The sequence below is a fragment of the Streptomyces sp. WAC04114 genome (assembly GCF_019733245.1).
Lineage (GTDB): Bacteria > Actinomycetota > Actinomycetes > Streptomycetales > Streptomycetaceae > Streptomyces > Streptomyces massasporeus_A.
In genome coordinates this window covers 1-23,291 of record NZ_JAIGQA010000001.1, presented here as the reverse complement: position 1 = coordinate 23,291, position 23,291 = coordinate 1, and the positions used below count along the sequence as shown (strand labels likewise).

Below are 23,291 nucleotides of genomic sequence, written 5' to 3'. Positions count from 1 at the left end.
CATGCTGGACGGATTCACCCCGTGGCCGAAGGAGTTCGCCGACCGCTACCGTGAACGCGGTCACTGGAGCGGCCGTACGCTCGGCTCGCTGCTGCGGCAGCGGGCCGCGGCCACCCCCGAAGCGATCGCCGTCGTCGATGGCGACCGGCGCTGGACGTACCGCGACCTCGACGAGCGCGCCGACCGGCTGGCGGCCGGACTGCACGGCCTCGGCCTCGCACCCGGTGACCGCGTGCTCGTCCACCTGCCGAACATCGCGGAGTTCCTGGAGCTGTCCTTCGCCCTGTTCCGGCTCGGCGCCGTCCCCGTCATGGCGCTGCCCGCCCACCGCGAGGCGGAGATCGGACACCTGCTGGCCCTGTCCGAAGCGGTGGCGTACGTCATCCCCGACACACACCTGGGCTTCGACCACCGCCCGCTGGCCCGTGCCGTGGGGGAGAAGGCGCCAGCCCTGCGTCATGTCCTGGTCGCCGGCGATCCTCAGGAGTTCACCGCTCTGGCATCGCTGTCCGCCGAGCCGCGCCCGCTGCCGGAGCCCGACCCGTCCGACGTGGCGCTGCTGCTCCTGTCCGGCGGCACGACCGGCGCGCCGAAACTCATCCCACGCACCCACGACGACTACCTCTACAACGCCGCCGCCGGCGCGGCCGTGACCGGCCTGACCTCCGGCACCCGTTACCTGGCGGCGCTTCCGGTCGCCCACAACTTCCCCCTCGCCTGCCCCGGGCTGCTCGGCACGCTCCACGCGGGCGGCACCGTCGTGATGTGCCCCCATCCGAGCCCGGACACGGCCTTCGCGCTGATCGCCCGCGAACGCGTCACGGTCACCGCCCTCGTGCCCTCCCTCGCCCTGCTGTGGCTGGAGGCGGCGGAGTGGGCCGATGACGATCTCGGCAGCCTGGAGCTGCTGCAGGTCGGCGGATCCCGGCTCAAGGCCGAGGCCGCCCGGCGGATCGGCCCTGAGCTGGGCTGCCGCCTCCAGCAGGTGTTCGGCATGGCCGAGGGACTGCTCTGCTACACACGCCTCGACGACCCCGACGGCCTCGTCCTCGACACCCAGGGCCGCCCGCTGTCCGAGGACGACGAGCTCCGCATCGTCGACACCGACGACCACGAGGTACCGGACGGCGAGGTGGGCGAGCTGCTGGTCCGCGGCCCGTACACACTGCGCGGCTACTACCGTGCCGACGACCACAACGCCAGGGCCTTCACCGAGGACGGGTTCTACCGCAGCGGCGATCTCGTACGGCGCCTGCCGAGCGGGCACCTCGTCGTGGAGGGCCGCATCAAGGACGTCATCAACCGCGGCGGGGAGAAGGTCCCGGTCGAGGAGGTGGAGAACCATCTGCTCGCTCATCCGGCCGTCCTCGACGTGGCCCTGGTCGGGCTGCCGGACACGCGGCTGGGGGAGCGCTCCTGCGCCTGCGTCGTCCCCCGCGGCACGCCACCCAGCCGCGCCGACCTGATCGCCCACCTCACGGGACGCGGCCTCGCCGCCTTCAAACTCCCGGATGACGTAAGGGCGTTGGCCTCCTTCCCCCGCACCGCCCTCGGCAAGGTCGACAAGGCCGCTCTCATCCGGCAGGTGAGCGCATGAGTTCCCTGCGCACCGTGGTGGACCTCGCGGCGAGCTCCCAGCGGGTCCGCCGGCAACTCGGGCAGGCCGCGACACTCGGCCTGTTGAGCGGCGTGTGCGCCGTCGCGGGCTTCGTCTGCGTGGCGTACGCCGTCGGGCAACTCCTCACCGACGACCCGTCCGGCGCCGTCGTCACCCGCTGGACGCTGGGTGCGCTCGCCGGCCTGCTCGGCGGCTTCGGCGCGCGCTGGTTCGCCGAGCACCTCGCCCACGAGGCGAGTTACGAGCTGGAGGTCGTGCTGCGCCGCCGGCTCGCCGACAGCCTGGCGCGCATGCCGCTGGGCGAGGTGCAGCGGCTCGGCGCCGGACGGATCAAGAAGATCGTCCAGGACGACGTGAAGTCCCTGCACAACGTGGTCGCCGACGCGCTGCCGTTCCTCGGCTCCGGCATCGCCCAGCCCGTGGCCGCGCTGATAGCGCTGGGCGTGGTGCAGTGGCGGATGCTGCTCGCCGTACTCCTGATCATCCCCGTCGCGTTCGCCGTCTTCTCGCTGATGGCCCGCGACTACGGGACCCAGCGCGAGCGCTACAACACGGCGAACGAGAACGTGAACGCGGCCGTCGTCGAGTTCGTCCACGGCATGCCGGTCGTGCGCACCTTCGACGACGGCCGGGCATCCTTCGGCCGCTTCTCCGCCGCGGTCGAGGAGTTCACGGACGCCGTCGCCGCCTGGATGGCCACCACCCGTTCCTCGGGCCTGCTGCACCGGCTGTTCATCGTGCCGCTGCCCACCCTGCTGATCGTCGCCACCACTGGCGTACCCATGCTCGACGCCGGGTGGATCTCCCTCACGGACCTGCTGCTCGCCCTCCTCATCGGCACCATGCCCATCGAGGCGGTTTCTCCCCTGATGCACCTGACGAACCACATCAACGATGCCAAGGCAGGCGCCGTCCGCCTGACGGAACTCCTGAACGCGCCACCGCTCCCGGAACCCGACGATCCGCGCGAACCGCACGGCTCCGCCGTCCACTTCGAGTCGGTCACCTTCCGCTACCCCGGCCGCGACGGCGGCCGCCCGGCTCTGGACGGCATAGACCTGGAGATTCCCCAGGGCACCGTGTGCGCCCTGGTCGGTGCCTCCGGCTCCGGCAAGTCCACGCTGGCCCGGCTGATCCCGCGCTTCCACGACGTCGACTCGGGCACGGTGCGCGTCGGCGGTGAGGACGTCCGGGACATCGCCACCGATGTCCTGCTGCGGCATGTCGCCCTCGTCTTCCAGGACCCGTTCCTCGTCACCGGGACCGTCGCCGAGAACATCCGGCTCGCCCGTCCCGACGCCACCGACGCCGAGGTCCGCGCCGCCGCCGAGGCCGCCGCCGCCCACGACTTCATCGTGCGCGAACTCCCCGACGCCTACGACACCCAGGTCGGCGAGCGCGGCGGTCTTCTCTCCGGCGGCCAGCGGCAGCGCATCACCATCGCCCGCGCGATCCTCTCCCGCGCCCCGATCATCGTCCTCGACGAGGCCACCGCCTTCACCGACCCCGAGACCGAGGCCGCCATCCAACAGGCCGTCGCCCGCCTCACCCGGGGCCGCACCGTCCTCGTCATCGCCCACCGCCTGTCCACCATCACCGACGCCGACCAGATCGTCGTCCTCGACCAAGGCCGCATCGCCGAACGCGGCCGCCACGCCGAACTCGTCGCCGCCGGCGGCCACTATGCCCGCCTCTGGGCCGGCCACCAGCAGGCCGCCGCCTGGGGCATGACCGGCGGCCGAACCAGGGAGGTCACCCCGTGACGCGCATCCTGCGCCTGATGCTCACCGCGGCGGGCCCGTACGCCCGGCAGTTCCGCGCCACACTCCGCACGTCGCTGCTGGCGACCATGCTCCAGGCCGCCGCGTACGCCTGCTTCGTACCCCTGCTGGCGGAGCTCTGCCGCGACCCGGTGCGCACCGGCCGCGCCTGGACGTGGATCGGCGCACTGGCCGTCCTCGTCGCCGCCGAAGGCGCGCTGCGCGTGCGCGAGATGGCGTTCACCTACGACTACTGGCACCTGGTGACGGGCTCCACCCGCCTCCGTCTGGGCGCCGCCCTGCGGGCCATGCCGCAGCAGGAGCTGAACGGGCGCGCCGCGGGCGACCTCACCCAGGTGGTCGGCGGCAACGCGACGACGGCCGCCACCGCCGTCTCCTCGCTCGCCGCCCTGTTCGTCCAGCTGGTCACCGTCCCGCTGGTACTCGGCGCGGTCGTGATCGCCCTGGACTGGCGGCTCGGTCTCGTGCTCGTCGCGGGCACGCTGGCCGCCATCCCCCTCGTAGGCCATGTGCAGCGCCGCTCCGGCTCCGGGTTCCGTGAGGTGGACGAGGCCGACGGGGAAGCGGCCGCGCGCATCGTGGAGTACGTCCAGGGCCTGCCGGTGCTCAAGGCCACCGGCCAGGCGGGCGCCGACTCGCCACGCCTGCTGCCGGTACTGGACCGCCAGCACGAGACCCAGGCCGCCACCAACAGATCCGCCGCCCTGCCCGTTGCCGGGGCCCAGCTCCTGGTCCAGCTGGCCCTCGTGGGCCTGGTCGCCCTCGGCGCCGCCCTGGTCCTCGACGCGCGGCTCACCCCCGCGACCCTGCTCGCCGTCACCGTCGCCGCCGCCCGTTTCGCCGAGCCGCTGAGCCTGGCCGCCGTCATGACCAAGCTCTTCGAACTGTCGGAGGCGGCACTCGCCCGTATCGACGACGTGCTCGCGGTGCGCCCGCTGCCGGTGGCCGAGGGCGGCCGCCCGCCCACGTCCTTCGACATCAGCTTCGAGCACGTCACGTTCGGCTACGACGGGCAGCACGAACCCACGCTGAAGGACGTCGACTTCACCATCCCCGAGCGCAGTCTGACCGCCCTGGTCGGCCCCTCCGGCTCCGGCAAGACGACCGTGACCCGGCTCATCAGCCGCTACGCCGATCCGCAGCACGGCACGGTCCGCATCGGCGGTGTCGATCTGGCCGGTCTCTCGCCGGACGAGGTCCTGCGCCACATCGCCGTCGTCTTCCAGGACGTCTACCTCTTCGACGACACGATCCGCGCCAACATCGCCCTCGGCCGGCCGGACGCCACCGACGCCGACATCGAGGACGCGGCCCGCGCGGCGGGCATCCACGACTTCGTCGACGCCCTGCCCGAGCGCTACACCACCCGCGTCGGCGAGATCGGTTCCGCCCTCTCGGGGGGCGAACGCCAGCGCATCTCCATCGCCCGCGCCTTTCTGAAGGACGCCCCGGTCGTGCTGCTCGACGAGCCCACCGCGGCGCTGGACAGCATGTCCGAGACAGTCGTCCAGCAGGCGGTCGACCGCTTGGTGGCCGGCAAGACGGTGGTCGTCATCGCGCACCGGCTGTCCACCGTGGTCGGCGCCGACCAGATCCTGGTCGTGGAGGACGGCCGTGTCACCCAGCGCGGCACCCACACCGACCTGCTCACGGAGTCCGACGGCCGCTACGCCCGCATGTGGGCGGCCCAGTCGGCCGCGCGCGAGTGGCAGATCCCGGGCGGCGCGCACGTGCTCTGACTCTTGCGTCGCTCGCGCGGACCAGAACGGCACAGAGACGATCACTGAATGGCAACAGCGGCGGGTGACCCTCCAGGCGAGGGCCGCCCGCCCTTCCTGGAAGCCGGTCGTGCACAACCTGGCGATCGCAGGGCTGTTCATCGCCGGCCTCGCCATCTGGTACCTGGTCGGCCACCTGCCGCTGCCGCTCGGTGTCGCGGGCCACGAGGGCTCGACCGTCGTCATCGGCCTCAACGGACCGCGCCTGCTGCGAGGCGCGGCCTGGAAGCGGGCCGCGTCGCAGGACACCGGGTGAGCCGTTGCGGCGACGACCTGACCGCGGCCCGGCATGGCGGACTGCTGCGGGAGGCGGGCTTCCGCCATGTCACGTCCGTCTGGCGGTTCGGCGACAGCCGAGTCCTCGTGGCGGTCAAGGACTGATCAGCACCGACCGCGTGCCCGCGAACCCATGGGGACGCCACCCGGGCCGTTCGCGGACGGTGGTCAGAGGGCGAGGCTCATCAGGATCTCGTCGCGGTCGTCACCGGGGGCGACCCGCAGTGCCCCCGGCCATCGGCCGACCTCCACCCAGCCCAGCCCGCGGTAGAAGTCCTCGAGCCCCAGGCCGGACCTCGCGGTGAGCCCCAGCCGTTCCAACCCCATCCCGTCACGGGCGACGCCGGGGACGCGGCGCATCAGCGCGGCACCGATGCCCTGGCGACGGAACCTGGTGTGCGTCTGCACGTGGTTGACCACGCCGCAGTGCGCGACGAGCGGGTGCGGATCGCGGCGAAGGAGCAGCCATCCCGCCAACACGCCGTCCACGGTGGCCACGAGCAGCCGGCTCCGTTGCGGGTCGAGTGCGTCGACGATCCGGTCGAGCACCGGTTCGACGTCCCGCGGACTCAGCGGCGGCAATGTGACGCCGTGCGGGATGACCGCTCCGCCGGCATTGCTCACCGTCACCCAGCAGTCGACCAGCTCCTGCCTCAGGCCGGAGGCCAGCTCGTGGGGCCGGGTGATCTGTGTGAACTCGGGTGACCTCACTGTCTTGAGCGCTCCCATGGCGATCAGCCTGCCAGACGGGCCCCGTCGGCGAGCCCGTCCGTCGGGTGTCCACTGACCTCCGCAGCGCTCTGTCACTTGCTGGAGTAGGGCAGGAGGGCCATTTCGCGGGCGTTCTTGATGGCTGCGGCGAGTTGGCGCTGCTGTTGAGCGGTGACGTGGGTGACGCGCCGGCTGCGGATCTTCCCCCGGTCGGAGATGAACCTGCGCAGCAGGTCGGTGTCCTTGTAGTCGATGTAGGTGATGCCGGCCGCGAGGAGGGGATTGGTGCGGGGCTTCACGGGCTTGCGGGTGTTGACGCGTCGGGTCATGCGGATTCCTCGGGTGGGGTTGTGACGGGCGACGGGCGACGGGCGACGGGTGGAGGGGCGGTGGATCACGCGGCGTCGAGCAGGGAGTCGAAGACCGCCGGCAGGCGCTGCCATCCCTCGGGTCCGGCCGCGTATTCGGCGTCGGTGAGCAGGCAGGAGTCGAGGAGCTGCTCGATGCCGGAGCGGTCGAGTCCGGGTGAGGTGAAGACGAGGTGCTGGCAGCGGTCGCCGTGCTCCGGATGCCAGTCCAGTGCGGCAGCCGCTCGCCGTACCGGGGGGACCAGCTCCCATGCGGCGTCGGGCAGGGAGGCGAGCCACGGGCCCGCGCTCTCGACGCACAGGGCGCCGCCGGCCGCGTCCCAGGAGAGCAGGGTGTCGGGGCGGTCGGCGAGCCAGAAGCGGCCCCTGCTGCGGGCGGCGGCGCAGCAGAGGTCCTCCAGGGCCTGGTAGAGGCGTTCGGGGTGGAAGGGGCGGGTGCGGTGCCAGACCAGCGTCGTGACGCCTGCTTCGTCGGCCTCCTGGGGCAGGAGTGCACAGGCCGGGTGCTGAGCCGCGGCCGCCGCTTCCACGTCGAAGCCGGCGAAGGCCAGGTGCGCGAGTTCGCCTGAGCGTGCGTCGACGTGGCGGGCGGTGGGGTGCAGCTGGGTCAGCAGGGCGCGGTCGTGTTCGTCCGCGTCCTCGCTGTCCACGAGGGCGAGGACGGGCGCGTACTCCAGCTGGCGGGCCCAGGTGTCGCCGACGGTGCGCTGGTCCGTCGCCGCCGCCGCGAGTCCCGCCTCGGCCAGGTCGTCTCCGTTGGAGAGGCACGGCAGGACCAGTGCCGGGTCCACCGCGGTGATCACGTTGGTGAGCGTCAGGTCGTCGCCGCTGTGTGCCGCCACGACCTCGGCCATGGCCTTGGGCTCGACCGAGTCCCACAACTCGACGATCGCCAGCCGTGTCAGACCGTGGTCGGCCAGCCGCTCCAGCTCCGGGACGAGGTCCTCGCGCAGTGCGCAGCAGGCGCAGTCGTTGACCAGCGGCGTCTCGCCCGACGCGAGCACGCCGGACGCGTCGCGCAGGATCCGTCGTACGGTTCCCTCGGCCGCGGTGGCGAGGTCGTGGTGCAGGGCGACGCTGCCCGGTACCGCTCGCAGGAGCCGGTCGACCACGTGCCGACGGGCGTCCGCGTGCAGGCCGGCGACGATGACGACCGGCAGTCGGCCTTCCTCGCGCATCACCGGCCCCCGGATCGGCCGTAGCGGCGTTCGAAGCGCTCGACGCGGCCCGCGGTGTCGAGGACTCGGGCGGTACCGGTGTAGAAGGGGTGGCTCGCCGAGGAGATCTCGACGTCCACGACGGGATAGGTGTTGCCGTCCTCCCACTCGATGCGCTTGTCACTGGAGAGCGTCGAGCGGGTCAGGAAGGCGAAGTCGGCGGCCTTGTCGCGGAAGACGACGGGGCCGTAGGCGGGGTGGATGCCGGGCTTCATGGCGGGCTCCCTGGAGGGTGGGTGGTCGGATCAGCGTTCTTCACGGAAGTCGACGTGCCGGCCGACGACCGGGTCGTACTTGCGCAGGACCATGCGGTCGGGGTCGTTCCGGCGGTTCTTCCGGGTGACGTAGGTGTAGCCGGTCCCCGCAGTGGAGCGGAGCTTGATGACCGGGCGGAGTTCGTTGCGAGCCATGAGCGCTACTATATGGGAATGATTTCCATTATCGATAGCCACCCGTCCAAGGAGAGGCAGGTCACCTCATGTCCGCCCGCTGCCGACTGACCGGCGCCCAGCCGGGCTTGGGCAACCACATTTCCCACTCGCACCGGCGCACCTCCCGCCGCTTCAACCCGAACATCCAGCGCAAGCGGTACTGGCTTCCCAGCGAGTCCCGACATGTGCGGCTGACGCTGAGCACCCGGGGAATCAAGATCGTCGACACCATCGGCGTGGAAGCGGCGGTCGCGCGCATCCGTGCCCGGGGAGGAAAGGTCTGATGGCCAAGCGAAGCAAGATCGCGAAGAACGAGAAGCGCAAGGCCGTCGTGGAGCGGTACGCCGCCCGGCGGGCCGAACTCAAAGAGATCATTCGACGTCCTTCCTCGACGGAAGCCGAGCGCAGTGCCGCGATCGCCGAACTGCGCAGGCAGCCCCGCGACGCCAGCGCCACCCGCGTCCGTAACCGTGACAGCGTCGACGGCCGCCCCCGGGGGCATCTGCGCAGGTTCGGGCTCTCCCGTGTCCGCGTGAGGGAACAGGCGCACGCGGGTTTCCTGCCCGGTGTCACCAAGTCCTCCTGGTGACGGCGGTTCCCACGTACTTGCCGGGCTGGGCAACGCAGAACTCTTCCGCACCCGCGCCGGGCTCATCGACGCCAGCCTGAACCACGATGCCGATGAAGGGGCGGTGCTCCATGCCACCCACGTCACCCTGGGGCACGGTGGGAGACAACCCGGAACGCCTGGGCAGTGAGGCGTCGTTCGCGGCGCTGTGCGGTGTCAGCCCAGTCGAGCGTTCCTCGGGCAGTCGGCAGTACCGTCGCCTCAACCGCAGCGGCGACCGGCAAGCCAACGCTGCCCTGCACCGGATCGTGCAGACTCGCCTGCGCGTCGACCCGAGCACCCAGGACTACTACGAACGTCGCGGCAAGGAGGGCAAGACCCGGCGCGAGAGAGTTCGAAGCCTCAAGCGCTATGCGGCCCGGGAGGTTCTCCATCTGGTCAGACCCGTGCAGTCGTAACCTCCTTTACAGGGGCAGTCGTGAGACGTGAGAGGGTCTGGGGCGTGAGTGAGACACCACCGAACACCCTGCAATACCGCTTTGACGGGCCAGAAGACGCTCCGGTCCTGATCCTGGGTCCCTCACTGGGTACCACATGGCACAGGTTGTAGAAGCCGTCCAGGGGCGTCCATGCCAGTCCAGCGCGGGCATGAAACAGCAGGTCAGGGCCTCTGGTCCGTGAGGGGGCACCCAGTTGGTGACGGCTTCGTGACAGGCGGGTGATACGGCGAGACCCCGCTGTCGTCTTGAAGGGTCAGGCTTCCGAGACTCCGTCAGCTCGGAGCATTCCCCCGAGGGGCGAGAAGGGTGGATCGGGTCCTCTCACGGCGCAAAGCGTGGGCGATGGCACGCGCCTCGATGCCCGCCTGGCGGAGAACCCCTGTGAGGGGATTGGTGTAGCCGGCGAAATAGAGGCGCGGGGCTTCGGGATGGGTTTCCGACCCTGCGACGAGGGGGAGTCCGTCCTCGTCGAGTACGCCCAGTGAACCCACCAGGTCGTACAGGTTGGTCCGGCACCCGCCAGAAGCTGAACTTGCTGATCGCTCTCATGCACGATCCTCAGCTGCTGGTCCTGGACGAGCCCTACCAAGGCTTCGACTGGGACACCCATCAGCGGTTCTGGACCCTGGCCGCCGACCTGCGTGACCGAGGCCGGTCGATCATCGTGGTGTCCCACCTGCTGCACGACCTGCACCACTTCGACGCGATCGCCCACCTGCGCCAAGGCCGTCTGCACCTCGAGGAGACCGACCGATGAGGCTCTCCTGGACGGCATTCACCCAACTGCTGCGCTGCACACTGCTGGGCCACCTGCGCAACCGGCTGGCCCTCGTCCTGGCGGTCGCGTTCATCCCCGTCTGGATCACCGTGGCACGCCTGTGCACCTCCGACCAAGTGGTGCGCATGTCGCTGGACACCATCAGCGCCCCCGTCTCCGCCCCGGCCGGCCAGGTGGGGCAGGTGGCCAGTGCACTGGGCGCCGTCACCATGGTCGCGGGCTTCATCACCTTCACCGAGACCTTCCTGTCCCGGCAGTTGGACCGCCGTCTGCTGCTGGCCGGCTATCCCCGGCTGCCGATGCTGCTGGCGAAGCTCGCTGCCGTCGCCCTCACCGCCGCGCTACTGGCGTGCTACACCACGATTCTGCTGTGCATCTCCCTGCCCGTACGCCACGCGGCACCTCTGGCGCTGGCCCTTGCCGGCGCCGGCCTCGCCTACGGCGGCATCGGCCTTCTGCTCGGCTCTCTCGTCCGCGGCGAGTTGGAGGGCTTCTTCCTCATCATCATGCTCAGCCTGGTCGACACCGGCCTGCAGAAGCCTGTCTTCAACACGCTCATGGATGTGGCGGGCGTGTCCGCGCTTCTCATCCCCTGGTCCGTCAGCCTGCTCACCCTGACCTGGTCCGCGGCAACCGGCGCCCTGGCGCTGCTCGTCCTCCACATCCAGCGCCCTTCTCGCTCCCCGTTGCAGCGCAAGGCGAGGGCCCGGACGGTCTGATCACGGCGAGCGTGGTCCTCTTCCCTCCGGGCCTGCACTGATCATTGAGACCATGTCGAGCCAGGGGAAGATCATCATCCGCCTGTCCGGATCAGCGGATGCGACCGGTGCGTCTCTCCCCGCCACCGTCTCGTCAGCCACGCGACGACGACGTGGCTTCGGGCCCGCGGGGTGTTGGCGAGGAAACCGGACCAGCGCTTTTCGCGGCCGTCCGCCGACCTGCCGACATCGCCTGCCCTGGCTGCCTGCCGGAGATGACCGCATGGCGAGCCCGCCCTCCGACGGGAGGGCCTGTCCTGCACGTCAGCCGTAGGTGTCTTCGAAGCATGCTCGGCGGCTGTCAGTCCTGGTCTTCTGACGAGGGGTAGATCCGCCACAGCTGGGAGAGGTTGGGGCCGCCCCACATGCGGGTCAGGCCGACCAGCCGGTCGTTGCCCTGGAGGTGATCGGCGATGGCCAGGGCGTAGCGCGGGTGCACGACCGAGACCAGGTAGAAGTCGTTGCCTCGCTCCGCATGGGCAACCAGCCGCCAGTGCTGGTTGAGGCTGTCGGTGCTTTCCCGCAGGGTCACGATGTCGGACGGGTTGGCCCCGGCTGTGAGGCAGCGGTGGTTGGCGTACGACTCGATGCGCACGGTGCCGCCGGTGTTCTGCCGCAGGAACCACCGATGCGAGGTGTTGTCCTTGGCGAACGGGTCCTGTGCCCAGGTCTGGGTGTGGTTGCCAACGCCGTCGTGCCAGTCGTTGCACATGAAGTAGGTACCGGTGATGTGGTGGGTCATTGTCACCGGTCCGCCCGCGAGCAGTACGAGGTCCGTCACGGCAGTGCTCCTCCGCCTCGAAGTTCGTCACAGGGGCGGGCGCCCCTTGCGACCCAGCGTAAGGATCGGCTCGCTGTTCAACAGGACGGTCAACCGGTCGTCTGCCGAGGTCAGACCCTGTCCGGGAGATCCCGAACAGGCGAACGGCCTCACTCGAACTACGTGACCGAGCGTCACCCACGTGCGTAACGGCCGACGCAGTCTTGGGGTGGGGCAGCGGTGGTTTCGAACAGGCAAGGGGGCCGGCGCGCGGCGGGCGAGGGCGGCAAGAACGAGAAAAGGGCAACCGTCTCTCAGGTCGGCTGTCTCGTTTCAGGTGTCGCTGATCAGGCCGACGCCGTTCGATGATCCTGCCGCAGGGCCCACCGGATGCGCGACGACCCCGAATTTCGCACGGCCGTGCCAGACCTTCGGAACGCTGAACACCCGGTGTCACGAAGCCGCGTGTGCAGGTACCTCAAGGCCGCGGGCGGTGACCAGGCGGGCCGTTCCAAGGCCGCGGTCACCTCCCTGCCCTCCGACGACGTCGCATGGTCGGACGAGGACCAGGCGGAGCTGCTGGAGGCCATCGAGTAGGTCATTGAAAATGACAACCATTTAACTTGCTGTCTTCGAAGTCTTGACGGCGCCACTCGCGCTGAACTACTTATTGCCAAGAGGTTGCAATAAGCCTCCGTCCGGGGCCGAGCGTCCCACGATGCCAGCCCGCCCGGGCGGAGAGGATCCTTCGTGCGATCGGCTGTCGGTCTCTTCCTGTCCTTCTCGCGACGCGCACGGATCGAGGTCGCCGCGCTGGTCGTCCTGCTCCTGCTCGTCACCGCCACCTACATCGGTCAAGGGCTGCTGATCGCGAGGCTGCTGGCGAACGTGCTCGACGGCGCCTCGGTGGGCGAGCTGGCGGGTCCGTTGGTCGGGATCGTGGCGCTGCAGCTCGCCCGGATCGCCGTGATCGTGCTCCGCGACAGCTGGGCGCCCCGCGTCTCCGGCCGGGTGAAGGAGACGGTGCGGCAGCGGCTCACGGAGAAGCTGATCGAGATCGGTCCGGGTCAGGCCCAGCAACTGCGGACCGGGGACCTGCAGTCCACTGTCGTCGACTCGGTGGAGCTGCTCGATCCCCTGATCGGCCGTTTCGTGCCGTCGGTGTACGCCTCCATGCTCGGAGCCGGCGCGGCATCGGCATGCATCATGGTGATCGATCCGCTGGTCGGTGTCATCGTGCTGGTGTGCGCCCTGCTGGCGCCGCTGTCCCAGCTGCTCGGCGCGCGGTGGATCAAGGATCGCGGTGACCGCTGGATGCAGTCCTACCGCGGCTTGTACGCCGAGAACCTCGACGCCGTGCAGGGCATGGCGACGCTCAAGGCGTTCAACGCCAGCGGGCGCCGCGGACGCGAACTGGCCGGCCGGGCCGAGGCGTTCTGCGTGGACTCGATCCGGCTCATGTGGTCCTGGGCCGCCTCCTCCAGCGTCGCGCAGCTGCTGGTGCCGATCGGTACCACCGCGGCGGTCGCGCTCGGCGCGTGGCATGCGGCCCGGGGCTCGATCAGCGTCGCCGGGCTCTTCGTCATTCTGATGCTCACGCGGGAGACGTTCCGGCCGATGCACGACCTGGAGGCCGCCTACCACGCCGCGTACTCCGCGATCCCGGCGAGCGTCGGCGTCGCGGAGCTGCTGCGGCTCGAGCCGGACGTGACCGAGCCGGCCACGGCGGCCCCCGCGCTCACCGAGGACCCGCCGGGTCTGACGTTCTCGGACGTCTCCTTCACCTACCCGACGCGAAGCGCCCCGGCCCTGCGGAAGTTCAGCCTGACGGTGGCGCCGGGTGAGCGACTGGCGGTCGTCGGCCGTTCCGGCGCGGGCAAGAGCACGCTGATCGCGCTGCTGATGCGCTACTTCGACCCCGACGACGGGGTGATCCGGCTCGGCGGGCGGGACATCCGCGAACTGCCCCTGGCACAGCTGCGCGCGCTCGTCGGCGTCGTGTCCCAGGACACGTACCTCTTCCACGGCACCGTCCGGGACAACCTGCTGCTGGCCAAGCCGGACGCGCGGCCGGAGGAGCTGGATCGGGTGACGGCGGCGGCCCGTGCCGACAGGTTCATCCGCGCGCTGCCGCAGGGCTACGACACCGTCATCGGTGAACGCGGGCTGAAGCTGTCCGGCGGCGAACGGCAACGGCTGGCGATCGCACGTGCGTTGCTCAAGGACGCGCCGGTCCTCGTTCTCGACGAGCCGACGTCCAGCGTGGACGCCGCGAACGAGGCCGAGATCACCCAGGCACTGACCGAGCTGATGCGTGGCCGGACGAGCATCGTCATCGCGCACCGGCTGTCCACGGTCCGCGACGCCGACCGCATCGTGGTCATGGACGGCGGCCTCGTGGTCGAGGCGGGCAGCCACGCCGACCTGCTCGGCTCGGCCGGTGCGTACGCCGAGCTCGTCGCCACTCAGACGGGAGCGACGCGATGACCGCTGTCACCCACGACCACGACCACCTGCACGACACCGGCGGTGAGGATCGCGCGCGGCCGCGGCCGCGATCGTTGAGTGCCCGGCTGCGGGTGCTCATGCCGCTCCTCGGGGAGCACCGGAGGCTGATCGCCGTCGCCTATCTCGCCGGCGCGGTGCACCAGTTGCTCGCGCTCGCTTCGGCCGGGATCGGCGCCTACGTGGTCGCGCTCGCGGCGACCGGTACCCCGGCCGGGGAACTCACCGGGTGGATCGTGCTGTTGGCGGTACTCATCGTGCCGCTCGCCTTCTTCAACGTGGCCGACAGCGTGTTCGCCCACGTCGCCGCCTTCCGTGCCCTGGCCGACACCCGAGGCAAGGTGTACGCGGCTTTCGAGCGGCTTTCCCCCGGGTACATGCTCGAACGCCGGTCAGGCGACCTGGGATCGGCGGCGATCGCCGACGTCGAGCAGATCGAGCTGTTCTTCGCGCACACGCTGAGCCCGCTCGCGGTCGCCACCACGATCCCGGTGGCGACCACGGTGGCGCTGGGCAGCTTCCACTGGTCACTGGCGGTGGCGTTGCTGCCGGTGCTGCTGGTGCTCGCCTCGGTGCCGGCCTGGTTGCGCCGCCGGGCCGAGGCGCACGGCCGGGAACTGCGCGAGTCACTCGGCCGGATCGGCTCCGACAGCGCCGACACCTTCCAGGGACTGCGCGAGCTGGTGAACTTCGGTGGCCGGGAGCAGCGGCTGGAGCTGTTGCGCCGGGAAGGCTCGCGGCTCGTGGCGGCGAAGGCGCGGCACGGTCGGCGGTCCGGCATCGAATACTCCGCGACGGACACCATCGCCTTGGTCGGCATCCTCGTGGTGCTGGTGCTCGGAGCCCGCCTGGTGGCGGAAGGCGAACTGGCAACCACCGCTTTCCCCGTCGCCGTCGTACTGGCCGCGATGTCGATGATGCCCGTGCTCAAGGTGACCGAGGTCGCCCGGGAGCTGTCGGTGGTGGCCGCCGCCGCGGAACGCATCGTCACACTGATCGAGCAGCCTCCCCCGGTGACCGATCTGGTCGACGCCGCACCGGCCGGCCCGATCGCGCCGGTGGTGCGCTTCGACGGGGTCGGCTTCTCCTACCGCGACGACCTGCGGCCCGCCGTCGAGGACGTCTCCTTCGAGATCCGCCCCGGGGAGACCGTGGCGCTGGTCGGGCACTCCGGGGCCGGCAAGTCCACCTGCGCCAACCTGCTGCTGCGCTTCTGGGACGCGGCCGTCGGCTCCATCACCATCGGCGGGCACGACGTGCGCGACTTCCCGGCCGAGGACCTGCGCCGGCTGATGACCCTGGTGCCGCAGGACACGTTCCTGTTCAACACGTCCCTGCGGGAGAACATCCGGCTCGGCCGCGCGGACGCCACCGACGCGGAGGTCGAGGCGGCCGCCCGGGCCGCCCAGGCGCACCAGTTCATCGCCGAGCTGCCCCACGGCTACGACACGGTGGCCGGGGAGCTCGGGGCCAGGATGTCCGGCGGGCAGCGGCAGCGCATCGCGATCGCTCGCGCGCTGCTCAAGGACGCGCCGATCCTCGTCATGGACGAGGCGGTGTCCAACCTCGACGCCGCCAGCGAACAAGCCGTCACCGAGGCGATGAACAGCGCCAGACAGGGACGCACCACGCTGGTCATCGCGCACCGGCTGTCCACCATCCGCACCGCTGACCGGATCGTCGTCCTGGACCGGGGCCGGGTCGCCGAGACCGGCACCCACGCCGAGCTCGTCGCCGCCGGCGGCCGTTACGTCAACCTGCTCGCCGCCCAGCTCGACGAGGAGTCGGTGTGACGGCCGGCACCGGCCCTCCCGCGCGAACTCCGTCGTGCAGGACGTCGCCGGCGCACCGGCCCGTCGCGCGCGACCGGACGCACCCGCTGGACGTCGTCCCCGTCAAGCACGGGCTGCAGGCCGTCGGCGGCCCGGAGCAGCTCGCCGAAGAAGAGAAAGCGGAGCAGCCGCAATGACCGATTCCGACGTGCAGGAACCCATCACGTCGTACTGGAGCGGCCACGGCCCCGACTACGACGCGCACCCGACGAGCCGGCTGCACATGGACGAGGCCGCACAGCGCTGGCAGCAGGTCTGGGCCTCGGCGCTGCCCCAGGCACCGGCCGACGTGCTCGACGTCGGCACCGGCACCGGCCAGGTCGCGGTCCACCTGTGGCAGCTGGGGCACCGGGTCACCGGGGTCGACCTCGCCGAGGGGATGCTGGACCTCGCCCGAGCCAAGGCCGCGGAGTTGGACGACCCGCCGGTCTTCCGGGTCGGGGACGCCGTGCGCCCGCCGTTGCCCGCCGCCTCGTTCGACGCCGTCACCGCGCGGTACCTGCTGTGGACGCTGCGCGAACCGGTGCAGGCGCTGCGGAACTGGCACGAGCTGCTGCGGCCCGGTGGGCATCTCGCCGTCGTCGACGGGCTGTGGTTCGCGAACGGGATCGACACGACCCGGGACAGGCCGGACGAGACCGAGTTCCACTCCGCCTACCAACCCCATGTGGTGCGGGCGCTGACGCTCGCGGAGTCCGCGGATCCGCAGGACTTCGCCGCGGCGGTCCGCGACGCGGGCTTCGTCGACGTGCGGATCCGTGACCTGCCGGAGATCCAGGCCGCGGAGCTGGAGCTGTCCCGCGATCCCGCGGTGGGCCACCGGGTGGACCCCCGGATGCAGTTCCTCATCACCGCGCGGCGGGCGCCGTGAGGAATCCACGACACCTTGCCGGAAGTACGCCCGCCGACGCCCGCACCACTGGAGAAACCACTTGAGCCCTTCACTCCGCCGCCCGCGGGCCGGTCGGCTCCGGTCGCTGACGGCCGGTCTCGCCGCGACCTCCCTCGTGTTCACCCTCACCGCCTGCCAGTCCGGCGAGCCGAAAGCGGGCACGCCGAAGGCGGGAGGCGCGCTGCGCATCGGCCTGGCCTCCGAATCCGGGGCCCTGAACCCGCACACCTTCAGCGCCAACTTCCTCGTCCTCGACGGTGTTTTCGACGCGCTCGTCGGCTACGGACCCAACGGGAAGCTGCAACCCGAACTGGCCGAGTCCTGGACCGTGGCTCCGGACGGCAAGTCGGTCGAGTTCGACCTCCGCGACGGCGTGACCTTCCACGACGGGACCCCGTTCGACGCCAAGGCCGTCAAGTGGAACTTCGACCGCTGGGTCGGCAAGAAGGACTTCTCCTTCTTCCGTGCCTCCAAGGTGATCACCGGTGTCGAGGTGATCGACCCGGACACCGTCAAGCTCAAGCTCTCCGAGCCGTACGACCCCCTGTTGCAGGAACTGTCGATCGCCCGGCCGGTGCGCTTCCTCAGCCCCGACTCGGTCGGCGCCGACGGGAAGTTCTCCGCACCGGTGGGCACCGGGCCGTGGAAGTTCGTCTCCAACTCCGCGACCGGTGCGGTCCTGCAACGGAACGACGCGTACTGGGGGAAGAAACCGCTGCTGGACCGCCTGGAGTTCAAGGTCATACCGGACTCCCAGTCGCGCCTGGCCGCGTTGCGCAACGGCGAGCTGGATGTCATCGGCGGCGCCTATCTGGCCCCGCTCACCCCGGTTGAGGCGAAGTCGCTCAGCAAGGGCGGCGGCGGAGCACGGCTTCTCACCGGCGAGCCCGACGTCACGGCCATGCTCGGCTTCAACCCGAAGGGCCCCGCCGGGGACAAGGCCGTCCGTGAGGCGGTGGCCAAGGCGCTCGACCGCAAGGCCCTCATCGAGGCGCTCTACCTCGGCTACGGCGAGCCTGCGTCGCGCTTCTTCCCGCCCGCCGTCCCCGACTCCGGCGCCGACCAGACCTTCACCTTCGACAAGGCCGCCGCCGAGAAAGCGCTCGACGCCGCCGGCTACACCCGCTCCGGCGACACCCGCAGCAAGGACGGCAAGCCGCTGCGCCTGCGGTTCTTGGTGTCCGCCAACGCCAACGGCATGCAGGACGCCCGCGGCAGCGCCGAAGCGGTGGCCGGGGCACTGAAGGAGGTCGGGATCGGCACCGACATCGTCTTCGTCGACGACACGGCCTACTACGAGGACAAAGCGGCCGGGAAGTGGGACATCGCGTTCTTCGAGACCTACGGCGCCCCGTACGACCCGTCGAGCACGGCGGTCGCCTTCCTCGCCGAGGGCGCCGAGTCACCGGTGTTCGCGACCGGCGCCTACGACCGGCTGGTCGACGCCGCGCTGTTCGCCCGCGACCCGAAGGACCGCAAGGCCAAGTACCAGGCCCTCTACGACGCGCTGTACGCCGACGCCGGCTACGTGCCGATCGCCCACCGCACGCGGTTGTGGGCCGTGCGTGACAACGTGACCGGGTTCGCCATCCCGACCACCGAGTACGACCTCGAGCTCAACGGCGTCGGCCTGAGGTGAGCGCGTCCGTATCGACCGGTCCGGGGTGTGCGGTGCGCGCGCCCCGGACCGGCGCCACGGTGGCGGGGTTCCTGGTGCGCCGCGCGGCAGGTCTCGTCGTGGTCCTGCTCGCCCTGTCGGTGGTGACGTTCGCCCTGGCCCAGCTCGCCCCCGGCGACCCGGCCCGGGCCGTGGCCGTGGGCCGGATCGGGCCTGCCGCCACCGCCGCGGACATCGAGGCGGTACGCGCCGAGCTCGGTCTGGACGGCCCGGTGGCCGAGCAGTACCTCCGGTTCCTCGGCAACGCGCTCACCGGAGATCTCGGCCAGTCGTACCGGACCGGGCAGCCGGTGACCGCCGAGTTGGCCGGCCGCGTGCCGGTCACCTTCGGGCTGGCCTCGCTCGGCGGGGGCCTCGGCGTGGCTCTCGGGCTGGCCCTCGGCCTCGCGTCGGTACGCACCCGCGGACGGTTCGTACGGGGGGTCCTGCGTACGGTCGGTCTCACCGCCTCCGCGGTGCCACCCTTCTGGCTCGGCTACCTGCTGGTTCTCTACCTCGCGTTGACGCTCGGCCTGGTACCCACCGGCGGCATGGCCGGACCGAGTACGTGGCTTCTGCCCACGGTCGTCCTCGCTCTTCCGCTGGCAGGAGTGCTCAGCCGGGTCGTCGCGGTCACCGTGGCCGACGCGCTGGCCGCACCCCACATCCAGGCCGCCGTGGCGCGAGGTGCCTCGCCGCGCCGGATCCTGCTGCGCGAGGCGCTGCCGAACGCGGCCGGGCCGGTCCTGACCGTGGCCGGATTCACCGTCGCCGGACTGCTCGTCGGCACCGTCATCGTCGAGCAGATCTTCGGCTGGCCCGGGGTCGGAGACTACTTCGCCCAGGCCGTCGCCGCGCGGGACCTGCCCGCGCTGCAAGGCGGCGTCGCCTACTTCGGGTTCGCCATCGTGGCCGCCAACGCGGCCGCCGACGCGCTGCACGGCCTTGTCGACCCGCGAGTCCGGAGCGTGCGGTGATCAGACGTCAGCGTGGGGCCGCCACGGCCCAGTCCCGTCGCCGTCGGCGCACGATGGCCGCGGCCGTACCCCTGGTCGGCTTCGTCCTGCTCGGCCTGAGCGCGCCCTGGCTGACGCCGTACGACCCCACCGCCAATGACCTGGCCGCCACACTGCAGGCCCCCGGGGGAGAACACCTGCTCGGCACCGACCAGCTCGGCCGCGACCAGCTGTCGCGGCTTCTCCAGGCGGCCCGGATCTCCCTGACGGTCACGGCTGCCGTGCTGCTGCTCTCGATCGCCCTCGGCGTGGTCCTCGGTGTCACCGCCGGTTACGTGGGCCGCGCCTTCGACCGGATGCTTAGCGGGCTGGTCGACGTCGCGATGGCCGCCCCCGCTCTGCTGGTCGCGTTGGCCGTCATCGGTGTCCGGGGCCCGGGCACGGAGAACATCGTGCTGGCCCTCTCCCTCACCGGGTGGGCGCCGTACGCGCGGATCGCTCGCGCCCAGGTACGCAGCGCTCGCAGCGGGGTGCACCTGGACGCGCTGCGTGTGCTCGGTGCGCCCCGCCGCCGGATCGTCGGGCGGCACCTGCTCCCGGCCACCATCGGCCCCTGCTTCGTCTACGCCAGCACCGACATCGGGGTCGTCGTGCTGGCCGTGGCGTCGCTGAGCTTCCTCGGGCTCGGCGTCCCGCCACCCGACGCGGAATGGGGGGCGATGCTCGTCGAGGCACGGCCTTTCCTGGACTCCGCGTGGTGGCTGGCCTATCCGCCCGGGATCGCCATCACCGCGGTCGTGCTGGCGGCGAACCTGCTGGGTGAGAACCTTACGACCGGCGACCGGGCACGGCCGTCGGCGCTCTTCGTCGGCCGACGGGTTCCGCGCCGCCGCCCGAAGCCGGCCGACCCGTCCGTGAAGGCCCCCGTCCCGGTCGGGCCCGCCGCGGACCGCGCGGAGTCCACACAGGAGAGTGCGGAGTCCGCCCAGGAGAGCGCGGTCTTCGAAGTCCGGGCACTGAACGTCTCCTACGGCGATCGGCGGGTCGTGGCCGACGTGAGCCTTCGTCTGGCGGCCGGGGAGATCCTGGCGCTGGTGGGGGAGAGCGGGAGCGGCAAGTCGAGCTCGGCGCTGGGGCCGCTGGGCCTGCTCGGTCCATCGGCGCAGGTGAGCGGCTCGGCTCTGCTGCGGACCCTGACCGGCACCCTCGACCTGATCGACGCGCCGGAGACGGCCCTGCGGCAGCTCTACGGGCGGGAGATCGGCGTCGTCTTCCAGGACAGCCTGGCCGCCCTGAACCCGCTGCGCACCGTCGGCGCATCGCTAGATCAGGCCATCCGGTTGTCCGGCTTCGCCACGGACCGGGCCGCGGTCCGGCTCCGGCGTGCCTCTCTGTTGGACGCCGTCGGTTTGCCTGACGCCGCGCCGCGCTATCCGCACCAACTCTCCGGAGGTATGCGCCAGCGGGTCCAACTCGCCATCGCGGTGGCCGGCGAACCGCGTCTGCTCGTCGCCGACGAACCCACCTCCGCCCTGGACGTCACCGTGCAGGCGGACATCCTCGACCTGCTGCGGCGCTACCGCGACCGGACCGGAGCCGCCGTCCTGCTGGTGACGCACGACCTCGGGGTCGTCGCCGAGATCGCCGACACCGTCGCCGTCGCCTACGCCGGCCGGATCATCGAGCACGGGCCGGCCCACCGGGTGCTCACCCGGCCGGACCACCCCTACACCCAGGGCCTGCTCGCCGCCGTGCCCGACCTCGACGTCGCGCCCGGAACTCCCTTCGTGACCTTGCCCGGCGCGCCCGGCGCAGGACCGGACGACGTCGCCGGATGCTCCTTCGGGCCGCGTTGCCGTCTCGTCCAACCTCGCTGTGCCGCCGAGGTGCCCGAACTGGACGCGGTGGGTGAGACCCATTGGTCTCGCTGTGTGCGCCACCCTTCGGCCGAGGTGGCCGTCCAACTCCGGCCCCGCGGAGGTGCCCGTGCTTGAGATCGACGCATTGACGGTCGGCTACCCCGGCCGGGGCGGACAGGGCGGGCCGGTGCTGACCGACGTGTCGTTGCGGGTCGAGCGGGGCGAGATCCTCGCCCTGGTGGGGGAGTCCGGCTGCGGCAAGTCGACGCTGGCCCGGACCGCGGTCGGCCTGCTCGAACCGGATCGCGGTGTAGTGCGGGTCGCCGGGGCGGACGTGCACCGGTCGCGGGGGCGGGCGGCGCGCGACGTGCGGCGCCGGTGTCAGATGGTCTTCCAGGACGCCGGGCTCTCGCTGAGCCCGCGTCTGAGCGTCCACGAGGCGATCCGCGAACCGCTGCGGATCCACAAGGCCGGTAGCCGCGCCGAGCAGAAGGCCCGAGTCGAGTACCTCCTGCACACCGTCGGGCTGGGGCCGGAACTCGCTGACCGACGCCCAGGACAACTGTCCGGTGGACAACGTCAGCGCGTCGCCATCGCGCGCGCCCTCGCTCTGGAACCGGACGTGCTGATCTGCGACGAGCCGGTCACGGCGCTCGACGTCTCCATCCAGGCCGGGGTGCTCAACCTGCTGTCCGAACTACGGGACCGGCTCGGGCTGGCGTGCCTGTTCATCGCCCACGACCTGGCCGTCGTGCAGCGGTTGGCCGACCGTATCGCGGTCATGTACTGCGGGCGGGTCGTGGAAGAGGCCGCCAGCGCGACGTTCGCCGTGGCACCGCTGCACCCGTACACCAAAAGACTGCTCGCCGCGGCACCAGCGCTGAACTCCCCTCATCGCCCGCGACCGGTCGAGGAGCCGGGGATCCGACCGCTGCCCTCGTCGGCCGCCCAGGACGGGTGCGGCTTCCGCGCCCGGTGCCCGGACCGTGTCGCGGCGTGCGAGACCCGACCGCCCCTGATCCCGCTGGCCGCCCCGCAGCCCCGCCCGGCCGCCGACGCCGGCCACTACGTGGCCTGTCACCTGCCCGGCCCAGGCCGTCCCTCGTCCGATCACCAAGGCAACCCGGAGAAGTCCATGACCGACACCGCCGAACACACCGACACCTGGACCGATCTGCTCACCCGCTGGGACCGGCAGCAGGACCTCTACATCGAACAACGCGAGCGCCGCTTCGACGTCATGTTCGACTTCCTCGGCGAACTCGCCCCAGGACCCGCCCCCACCGTGCTCGACCTCGCCTGCGGCCCCGGCGCGATCAGCGACCGGCTGCTGCGCCGGTATCCCGAGGCACGCGCCGTCGCCGTCGACGTCGACCCGGTGCTCCTGACGATCGGGCAGGGTGCGTGCGGGGACCACGACGGCCGGCTGCGCTGGGTCCGGACCGACCTGCGAAACCCCGACTGGGTCACCGCCCTCGACGAGGACGGCAGGCCAGGCACCTTCGACGCGGTCCTGTCCAGCACCGCGCTGCACTGGCTGAGCCCGCCGGAGCTCGTCGCTGTATATCGAGCCGCCGCGACTCTGCTCAAGCCCGGTGGCGTGCTGATCAACGCCGACTACCTCCCGGCCGGCCCGCGGAACAAGCGGATCAGGGGAGCCTGCGCCGCCGTCAACGCCCGCCGGCAGTCCGCCGCGCTCGCCGGCGGCGCCGAGGACTGGGAGACCTGGTGGAAGCGTGCGGAGTCCGTGCCCGCCTTGGGCGAGGCCGTCGAGACCCGACGCCGGATCTGGCCGGAGGGCACCAAGGACGAGTGGGCCTCCCCAGGCGTCGACTATCACGAGGCCGCGCTCCGCGAGGCGGGCTTCGCCGAGGTCGACGTCGTGTGGCAGGACCTCGAGGAGCGGGTGTTGATCGCGCTGATGCCGTGACGGCCGGTCGAAAACCCTTCCTCTCGTGTCGCGCCGGCCGATCTCGCGCAGCTCCTCCGGCGCGATGCGCCGGACGGGCCGGTGGTTACAGGGGTTGGGGGGCCAGGGAACGGGCG

Annotated in this window: 21 protein-coding genes and 3 pseudogenes; 18 read left to right on the top strand and 6 right to left on the bottom strand. The window is 71.3% G+C overall.

The window, feature by feature from the left end; all coding sequences use genetic code 11:
• The first annotated feature begins 1 nt into the window (after position 1).
• The 5 genes and pseudogenes from K4G64_RS00115 (at position 2) to K4G64_RS00095 (ending at position 5,558) form a co-directional block, all read left to right on the top strand.
• Complete coding sequence (locus K4G64_RS00115) at positions 2-1,597, top strand: (2,3-dihydroxybenzoyl)adenylate synthase (RefSeq protein ID WP_221753956.1); 1,596 nt, start codon at positions 2-4, stop codon at positions 1,595-1,597.
• On the top strand, positions 1,594-3,381 hold the full coding sequence (locus tag K4G64_RS00110; RefSeq protein WP_221753955.1) for an ABC transporter ATP-binding protein: 1,788 nt from the start codon (positions 1,594-1,596) through the stop codon (positions 3,379-3,381). Before K4G64_RS00115 ends, K4G64_RS00110 begins: the two co-directional genes overlap by 4 nt.
• Positions 3,378-5,138, top strand: a complete 1,761-nt coding sequence (locus K4G64_RS00105; protein WP_221753954.1) for an ABC transporter ATP-binding protein — start codon at positions 3,378-3,380, stop codon at positions 5,136-5,138. Before K4G64_RS00110 ends, K4G64_RS00105 begins: the two co-directional genes overlap by 4 nt.
• Before the next feature lie 106 nt (positions 5,139-5,244).
• Positions 5,245-5,433, top strand: a pseudogene (locus K4G64_RS00100) (hypothetical protein); the annotation flags it as partial.
• Positions 5,430-5,558 carry a hypothetical protein gene (locus K4G64_RS00095; protein ID WP_308122154.1) on the top strand — a complete coding sequence of 43 codons (129 nt, stop codon included), beginning with the start codon at positions 5,430-5,432 and terminating at the stop codon, positions 5,556-5,558. The pseudogene K4G64_RS00100 and the gene K4G64_RS00095, both read left to right, overlap by 4 nt.
• A gap of 63 nt (positions 5,559-5,621) precedes the next feature.
• Here the strand turns inward: K4G64_RS00095 and K4G64_RS00090 are convergent, their stop codons facing one another.
• From K4G64_RS00090 to rpmG, 5 genes are all read right to left on the bottom strand, one after another.
• A complete protein-coding gene (locus K4G64_RS00090) occupies positions 5,622-6,182 on the bottom strand; it encodes a GNAT family N-acetyltransferase (protein ID WP_221753953.1) in 561 nt (186 codons plus the stop codon).
• Between the two features lie 74 nt (positions 6,183-6,256).
• Positions 6,257-6,493 carry a 30S ribosomal protein S18 gene (gene rpsR, locus K4G64_RS00085; protein WP_221753952.1) on the bottom strand — a complete coding sequence of 79 codons (237 nt, stop codon included), beginning with the start codon at positions 6,491-6,493 and terminating at the stop codon, positions 6,257-6,259.
• A 65-nt stretch (positions 6,494-6,558) separates the two neighbouring features.
• Complete coding sequence (locus tag K4G64_RS00080; RefSeq protein WP_221753951.1) at positions 6,559-7,710, bottom strand: GTP-binding protein; 1,152 nt, start codon at positions 7,708-7,710, stop codon at positions 6,559-6,561.
• Positions 7,710-7,964, bottom strand: coding sequence for a type B 50S ribosomal protein L31 (locus tag K4G64_RS00075; protein WP_221753950.1), 255 nt, complete (start codon positions 7,962-7,964; stop codon positions 7,710-7,712). The genes K4G64_RS00080 and K4G64_RS00075 overlap by 1 nt, the downstream gene beginning before the upstream one ends.
• A 30-nt stretch (positions 7,965-7,994) precedes the next feature.
• The gene (rpmG, locus tag K4G64_RS00070; protein ID WP_221753949.1) at positions 7,995-8,159 is read right to left on the bottom strand and encodes a 50S ribosomal protein L33; all 165 of its coding nucleotides are present in this window, start codon (positions 8,157-8,159) and stop codon (positions 7,995-7,997) included.
• 68 nt (positions 8,160-8,227) lie between these two features.
• On the opposite strand from rpmG, the gene rpmB reads away from it, so the two are divergent.
• The 5 genes and pseudogenes from rpmB to K4G64_RS00045 all read left to right on the top strand — a co-directional run bounded on the left by rpmB (position 8,228) and on the right by K4G64_RS00045 (position 10,745).
• The gene (gene rpmB, locus K4G64_RS00065; protein ID WP_221753948.1) at positions 8,228-8,464 is read left to right on the top strand and encodes a 50S ribosomal protein L28; all 237 of its coding nucleotides are present in this window, start codon (positions 8,228-8,230) and stop codon (positions 8,462-8,464) included.
• Positions 8,464-8,769, top strand: coding sequence for a 30S ribosomal protein S14 (gene rpsN, locus K4G64_RS00060; protein ID WP_221753947.1), 306 nt, complete (start codon positions 8,464-8,466; stop codon positions 8,767-8,769). Before rpmB ends, rpsN begins: the two co-directional genes overlap by 1 nt.
• A gap of 134 nt (positions 8,770-8,903) precedes the next feature.
• A pseudogene (locus K4G64_RS00055) lies at positions 8,904-9,206 on the top strand (transposase); the annotation flags it as partial.
• A gap of 553 nt (positions 9,207-9,759) precedes the next feature.
• A pseudogene (locus K4G64_RS00050) lies at positions 9,760-10,005 on the top strand (ABC transporter ATP-binding protein); the annotation flags it as partial.
• Entirely contained in the window at positions 10,002-10,745 is a 744-nt protein-coding gene (locus K4G64_RS00045; RefSeq protein ID WP_221753946.1) for a hypothetical protein, read from the top strand. The pseudogene K4G64_RS00050 and the gene K4G64_RS00045, both read left to right, overlap by 4 nt.
• Before the next feature lie 340 nt (positions 10,746-11,085).
• On the opposite strand, the gene K4G64_RS00040 is transcribed toward K4G64_RS00045, so the two are convergent.
• Positions 11,086-11,565, bottom strand: a complete 480-nt coding sequence (locus K4G64_RS00040) for an RICIN domain-containing protein (RefSeq protein ID WP_037673862.1) — start codon at positions 11,563-11,565, stop codon at positions 11,086-11,088.
• Positions 11,566-12,009: 444 nt separating this feature from the next.
• Here K4G64_RS00040 and K4G64_RS39665 point away from each other — a divergent pair, with 444 nt between their 5' ends.
• From K4G64_RS39665 to K4G64_RS00005, 8 genes are all read left to right on the top strand, one after another.
• Positions 12,010-12,141 carry a hypothetical protein gene (locus K4G64_RS39665; RefSeq protein WP_260459771.1) on the top strand — a complete coding sequence of 44 codons (132 nt, stop codon included), beginning with the start codon at positions 12,010-12,012 and terminating at the stop codon, positions 12,139-12,141.
• A gap of 153 nt (positions 12,142-12,294) precedes the next feature.
• Entirely contained in the window at positions 12,295-14,031 is a 1,737-nt protein-coding gene (locus K4G64_RS00035; protein ID WP_221753945.1) for an ABC transporter ATP-binding protein, read from the top strand.
• Positions 14,028-15,842 carry an ABC transporter ATP-binding protein gene (locus tag K4G64_RS00030; protein WP_221753944.1) on the top strand — a complete coding sequence of 605 codons (1,815 nt, stop codon included), beginning with the start codon at positions 14,028-14,030 and terminating at the stop codon, positions 15,840-15,842. Before K4G64_RS00035 ends, K4G64_RS00030 begins: the two co-directional genes overlap by 4 nt.
• 172 nt (positions 15,843-16,014) lie before the next feature.
• The gene (locus tag K4G64_RS00025; protein WP_221753943.1) at positions 16,015-16,752 is read left to right on the top strand and encodes a class I SAM-dependent methyltransferase; all 738 of its coding nucleotides are present in this window, start codon (positions 16,015-16,017) and stop codon (positions 16,750-16,752) included.
• A 61-nt stretch (positions 16,753-16,813) separates the two neighbouring features.
• A complete protein-coding gene (locus K4G64_RS00020; RefSeq protein WP_221753942.1) occupies positions 16,814-18,412 on the top strand; it encodes an ABC transporter substrate-binding protein in 1,599 nt (532 codons plus the stop codon).
• Between the two features lie 32 nt (positions 18,413-18,444).
• Positions 18,445-19,407: an ABC transporter permease gene (locus K4G64_RS00015; protein ID WP_221753941.1), complete on the top strand. Its 963-nt coding sequence runs from the start codon at positions 18,445-18,447 to the stop codon at positions 19,405-19,407.
• Positions 19,404-21,380 (top strand): dipeptide/oligopeptide/nickel ABC transporter permease/ATP-binding protein, encoded by a 1,977-nt coding sequence (locus K4G64_RS00010; RefSeq protein WP_221753940.1) that lies wholly within the window; start codon positions 19,404-19,406, stop codon positions 21,378-21,380. Before K4G64_RS00015 ends, K4G64_RS00010 begins: the two co-directional genes overlap by 4 nt.
• Positions 21,373-23,175, top strand: a complete 1,803-nt coding sequence (locus K4G64_RS00005) for an oligopeptide/dipeptide ABC transporter ATP-binding protein (RefSeq protein ID WP_221753939.1) — start codon at positions 21,373-21,375, stop codon at positions 23,173-23,175. Before K4G64_RS00010 ends, K4G64_RS00005 begins: the two co-directional genes overlap by 8 nt.
• Positions 23,176-23,291: the final 116 nt, after the last annotated feature.